General features: G+C 42.7%; 7 protein-coding genes. 3 read left to right on the top strand and 4 right to left on the bottom strand.

Annotation, left to right across the window (positions count from 1 at the left end; genetic code table 11):
• Positions 1-157: 157 nt before the first annotated feature.
• Complete coding sequence (locus PN499_RS20430; protein WP_272034074.1) at positions 158-448, top strand: nucleotidyltransferase family protein; 291 nt, start codon at positions 158-160, stop codon at positions 446-448.
• Entirely contained in the window at positions 438-662 is a 225-nt protein-coding gene (locus PN499_RS20425) for a HepT-like ribonuclease domain-containing protein (RefSeq protein WP_272034071.1), read from the top strand. The genes PN499_RS20430 and PN499_RS20425 overlap by 11 nt, the downstream gene beginning before the upstream one ends.
• Here the strand turns inward: PN499_RS20425 and PN499_RS20420 are convergent.
• Positions 619-1623, bottom strand: a complete 1005-nt coding sequence (locus PN499_RS20420) for an AbiJ-NTD4 domain-containing protein (protein ID WP_272034069.1) — start codon at positions 1621-1623, stop codon at positions 619-621. The genes PN499_RS20425 and PN499_RS20420 overlap by 44 nt on opposite strands.
• A 26-nt stretch (positions 1624-1649) precedes the next feature.
• Here PN499_RS20420 and PN499_RS20415 point away from each other — a divergent pair, with 26 nt between their 5' ends.
• Positions 1650-1823 (top strand): hypothetical protein, encoded by a 174-nt coding sequence (locus PN499_RS20415; protein ID WP_272034067.1) that lies wholly within the window; start codon positions 1650-1652, stop codon positions 1821-1823.
• Between the two features lie 58 nt (positions 1824-1881).
• Here the strand turns inward: PN499_RS20415 and panB are convergent, their stop codons facing one another.
• From panB to PN499_RS20400, 3 genes are all read right to left on the bottom strand, one after another.
• On the bottom strand, positions 1882-2658 hold the full coding sequence (panB, locus tag PN499_RS20410) for a 3-methyl-2-oxobutanoate hydroxymethyltransferase (RefSeq protein WP_272034065.1): 777 nt from the start codon (positions 2656-2658) through the stop codon (positions 1882-1884).
• 170 nt (positions 2659-2828) lie between these two features.
• A complete protein-coding gene (locus tag PN499_RS20405; RefSeq protein ID WP_272034063.1) occupies positions 2829-3245 on the bottom strand; it encodes a pepsin/retropepsin-like aspartic protease family protein in 417 nt (138 codons plus the stop codon).
• A 130-nt stretch (positions 3246-3375) separates the two neighbouring features.
• Positions 3376-4539, bottom strand: a 1164-nt coding sequence (locus PN499_RS20400) for a protein kinase domain-containing protein (protein WP_272034061.1), incomplete at its 5' end; no start/stop codon positions are given.

Raw genomic sequence — 4539 nt, 5'->3', positions numbered from 1 at the left:
GCTTCGCTTCGCTCGCAATGACAGATCGTAAGTAATTTGCCGGACATGATATTAGTTGTTAGTTGTTATATCAATTCTGGCACAGCCGGAATTGATATACTGGCTGACACAATGTCAAAAGGGTGAAAATATAGGTAAAGTAGCGGTAAAAGTAATAATGAAGCGGGAAGATGTACTAGCAATTTTAGCCGCCCACAAGGATAACTTAAAAGGCTTGGGGGTAAAGTCTTTAGATTTGTTTGGTTCAGTGGCGCGGGATGAAGCGCGACCTGATAGTGATGTAGACTTTTTAGTGGAGTTTTCGATAGAAGCAAGCTTATTTGACTTGTTCCGGGTACAACACTATTTAGAGGATCTTTTGGGGTGTGCTGTAGATTTGGGAACAGAGGATGCTTTGAGGGAACATTTGCGGGAACCGGTGCTTAAGGAGGCGATTCGTGCCTTCTAGGGAATGGCCGCTTCGGGTTCAGGATATTTTGGATGCGATCGCTCGCCTTCAGGGTGCTACTGTTGGGATGAGTTTTGAGGATTTCAGGGGAATTGAAGAATTTATCCTGCAAGGGATTCTTTATAATTTTATCATTATTGGTGAAGCTTCTGTTAATGTCAATGATGAAATTAAGTCTCGTTATCCGCAGATATTTTTGATTTTAGGTAATTGATAAAAGACGTACATGAAAGTAGAAAAAATTTTGCATCCTCAGAAGTGAGGTCGGGTTCGACTAGCATAGCGTGCCTAATTCCTCCCTCATCGCTAGTGTAGCCATAAAGCTTTAAGAACGAATCTTTTAAGGCTGTATGAATTCTTTTGGAACGCTCTAAAACTTGAAGTGCGTCTTTTAAAGTAGCTTTTGGTGCTTCTGCAATTATTTTTGCAAGGCTTTCTACCGCCGAAATAGACTCTTTTATGGAGTTTCGATAATCTGGGTTTTCTCGATCGCTCATTAAAGCAAGAGCACGTTTTAGATGGCTTGACACAGCAGGAAAAAGCTTATCAGTTACTTCTTCTTCTAGCATCTTAACTTCTTGCTCAGTTGTAATATTTGTAAATACACCTCCAATGAACCTGAAACCTGATAGTTCTCTGCTTAATACATCATTAACTTCCTTTACTAAGATTTTGCATTCAAAGTAATTGATAGTAACTTCTAAAAAATCATAAATCTCATACCACTGAAACTTTTCAAAGTAACCTCGTAATTCTTTTACCAACCCCTCATTAATAGTTGGTAAATCATCTAAGGGTTTTTTAAAGAAATACAACCATAAATATTCAATGAATTCATCGATGTATTTACCGTTATATCTCAATGTCGTAGGTCGCATAATACTACTAGAATATTTAAGTAAAAAACTTCTAATTAAAATATTCCAAAGAGAAGTCCTTAAATCTTGGTTTACTTTATCAACTTGAAGGATTTCAGACACAGGTTTAAGTCCAAGTCTTTCACTAAACCTTCTATCTGTAATCTTAAATGCAGATTGTATTTGTATAGATTGCTTTTGAGCTTCATGTTCAGCTATTGCGTCAGGATCGTGGGTATAACAAAACCCAGAGGAAGTTGCATTCCGCTTACATCTCTCGCCAGACTTGGTTACGCCCTTACACTTTGCTAATGACATTTTCGTTATTGTGAAAAATTAAACTCTTGAATCGTAAAATTATACCTAACTATCGATTATACGAAAACTTTCCGTATAATACACCTGAAACGATGAATTTACAAAATCATCCACCGAATCAATCGTGGGGTGGGGGCGGGTTTTTGAGTCTTTACGCTACGCTTTTAGCTATTGGCGAACCCGCCCCTACAGGTCTTTGAAAATGATATAATATGTGAAATTAATTAAACATAAATCCACAACATACCATATCAAAACTCACTCAGGAAACTTCCCCTCTCTAACTTCCATTGCATAATTCTGCACGGCCTCAGTAATAGTTTCCCGCAAATTAGTATAGGCCTTCGCAAACGGAGGCAACCGCACAGAAAGCCCCAACAAATCATTAATTACCAAAACTTGACCGTCACAATCAGGCCCCGCCCCAATGCCAATAGTAGGAATTGCCAACTTTTGACTAATTTGAGCCGCTAAATCCGCCGGAATATGCTCTAATACGATCGCAAAAGCCCCCGCATCTTGAAGCGCGATCGCTTCCCCTAAAATTCTCTCACTCGCCTCAGCCGTTTTCCCCTGTTTCCGATAACCCAGTTGGTGTACCGACTGCGGAGTTAAACCAACGTGGCCCATAACGGGTATTCCTGCTAATGTTAGCTGAGAAACTGTTTGCGCGATCGCCGGGTTTCCCCCCTCTAACTTTACCGCTTGCGCCCCCGTTTCTTTCAACACCCTCCCCGCTGAGTGCATCGCTTGTTGCGGACTTTCTTGATAACTTAAAAAAGGCAAATCTACCACAACTAAGGCTTCCTTAACTCCGCGACGAACCGCTTTCGCGTGATGGATCATTTCATCGAGAGTTACTGGCAGAGTTGTTTCATAGCCTAACGCTACCATTGCCAGAGAATCGCCTACTAAAATAATATCAACACCTGCTCGATCTAAGAGTTCAGCAATAGCGAAATCGTAGGCCGTCAAAACTACAATTTGACGACCTTGCTGTTTAGATTGAATTAATTGGTTAATCGTGACTGGCATTAACTTACTAAAATATAACTAGGGGAAGAAGGGGCTAGGGGCTAGGGGCTAGGGGCTAGGGGAAGAAGAAGAAGAAGGGGAAGAAGGGAATAGAATCAAGGGTGGAAGCAATGAGCGAGTGTCCTAACCGACGAAAGCGATTGCTATAATAGGGAGTTTTTTGCATAAATTTACACTCTGATATAGCTTTGTTTTCCCTCTGTGGGCAATATCCTCAGCACTTGATTTTTCAAGTCTGGTTCTAAGCCTAAATCTTCTAAGGGAATTTGACCGAGTAAAGGTTCTTGACCTGCGGGAAGTTCTACACAATTATATCTTCCTTCCCTACCAGCGACGGCAATAGTGGCATCCTTAAACATCCGAAACATCCTGTTTACAATTACTGTCTCTCCCTCGATATCTCCCACCAAAGGCAAACCCAAATCGCTAATAATATCTGCTGGTAAACAAAGTCTAGTTGCTCCTGTATCGACTAAAACGTTATCGAGAGTAATAGAGCGGATTTGCTCTACAGCAATAAACCCTCTTTCTGCTAAAATCTCGTCTATATGGTTAGTAACTGTGATGGTGGTGGTAACTCTGCCCATTTTTATTTCCTAGTTTTTATGGGGATACGATCTTATCTATAGCATTTTTTAATTGAGTATGTACTGCTCTTAATTAACAGTTAACAGTTAACAGTTAACAGTTAACAGTTAACAGTTAACAATTAGCAATCTAGCGCCATCCCAACCACCGCAATAAAGGAACAATTAAATAATGACTCGCGCCCAAACACAATCCGATCGCACTTCCCATTAAGCCAAAAAACGCTATGCTTCCCCAAAATTGTAACCAATTGGGTTGAGAATGAGCCAGTAAAAGGAAGTGCAAGAAACTGTCAGGGAAAAAATTAAAGGTTTTGAAAGTAGCAAACACAGCAAAAGGTGCGATCGCGGCCACGAAAGTGTGAACCCCATGATGGCTACGCAAACCCATTCCCAAGGTCAGAGATGCGATCGCCATCGCCCCTACTAACATCATCTCATCTATCCCACTCGCCCAACACAACCCCCCCAATCCATAGCCCAGCATTCCCGTCAAACCCGCCATCCAATAACGGCGACGCTGGCGAAATCCTCCCGCATCCGTCAAACCGAAAGCAGTTCCCAAACCAGCACATCCAAACAGCAACACCTCTACCCCGACATTGAAGGTAAGATCGGGTATGAGCTCGTGCAACCCCTGATTAAGCAAACTCGCCAACTGTGGGCCAAAAGGCGACCAATAAGCCAAAATCAAGCCACCGATCGCCCCTACACTCCCACCCAGTCCGCCCAGTACCATTTCCCAAGCAGTATCTAGAGAGGCTACCACCGTCTGCGCGATCGCGCTGAACAGTAAAACAGTTAAACTTCCAATTCCTTCACCTACTGTCGCCAACACTTCCCAGGAAAAATTGAGCACGCCTTGACCTACAGCAACAATCGAAGTCGGCGAATTCTGGCTTAAAGAAATTTTAGCGAGGCGATCGCGAATTTGAGCCGCATTTACCGGACGTTCCCGCGCCTGCGATCGCACCATATCATCCAATAAATTAGCCAAACTCTGACTATAAGGCGCAATATGTCGCCATCGCAACTCGCCAGTTAAAGGATCTTCGAGCTCGGCCGGATATTTACCAGTTAATAAGTGAATGCAAGTCCGGCCCAAAGCATAGAAATCCGCAGCAGGCCCAACCGCACCCCCGACAATTTGTTCTGGCGGACTGTAACCTGGAGAAATCAGTCGCGTCGAACTCAAACTCCCTTTATTAACTGCATCTACCCCTACCTGTTTCGCCCCTCCAAAATCAATCATCACCAATTGCCCAGTTTCCTCCCTGAGCATTAAATTAGAAGG

This window comes from Kamptonema animale CS-326, assembly GCF_028330895.1.
GTDB lineage: Bacteria > Cyanobacteriota > Cyanobacteriia > Cyanobacteriales > Microcoleaceae > Kamptonema > Kamptonema formosum.
This window is presented reverse-complemented; position numbering and strand designations above follow the sequence as displayed.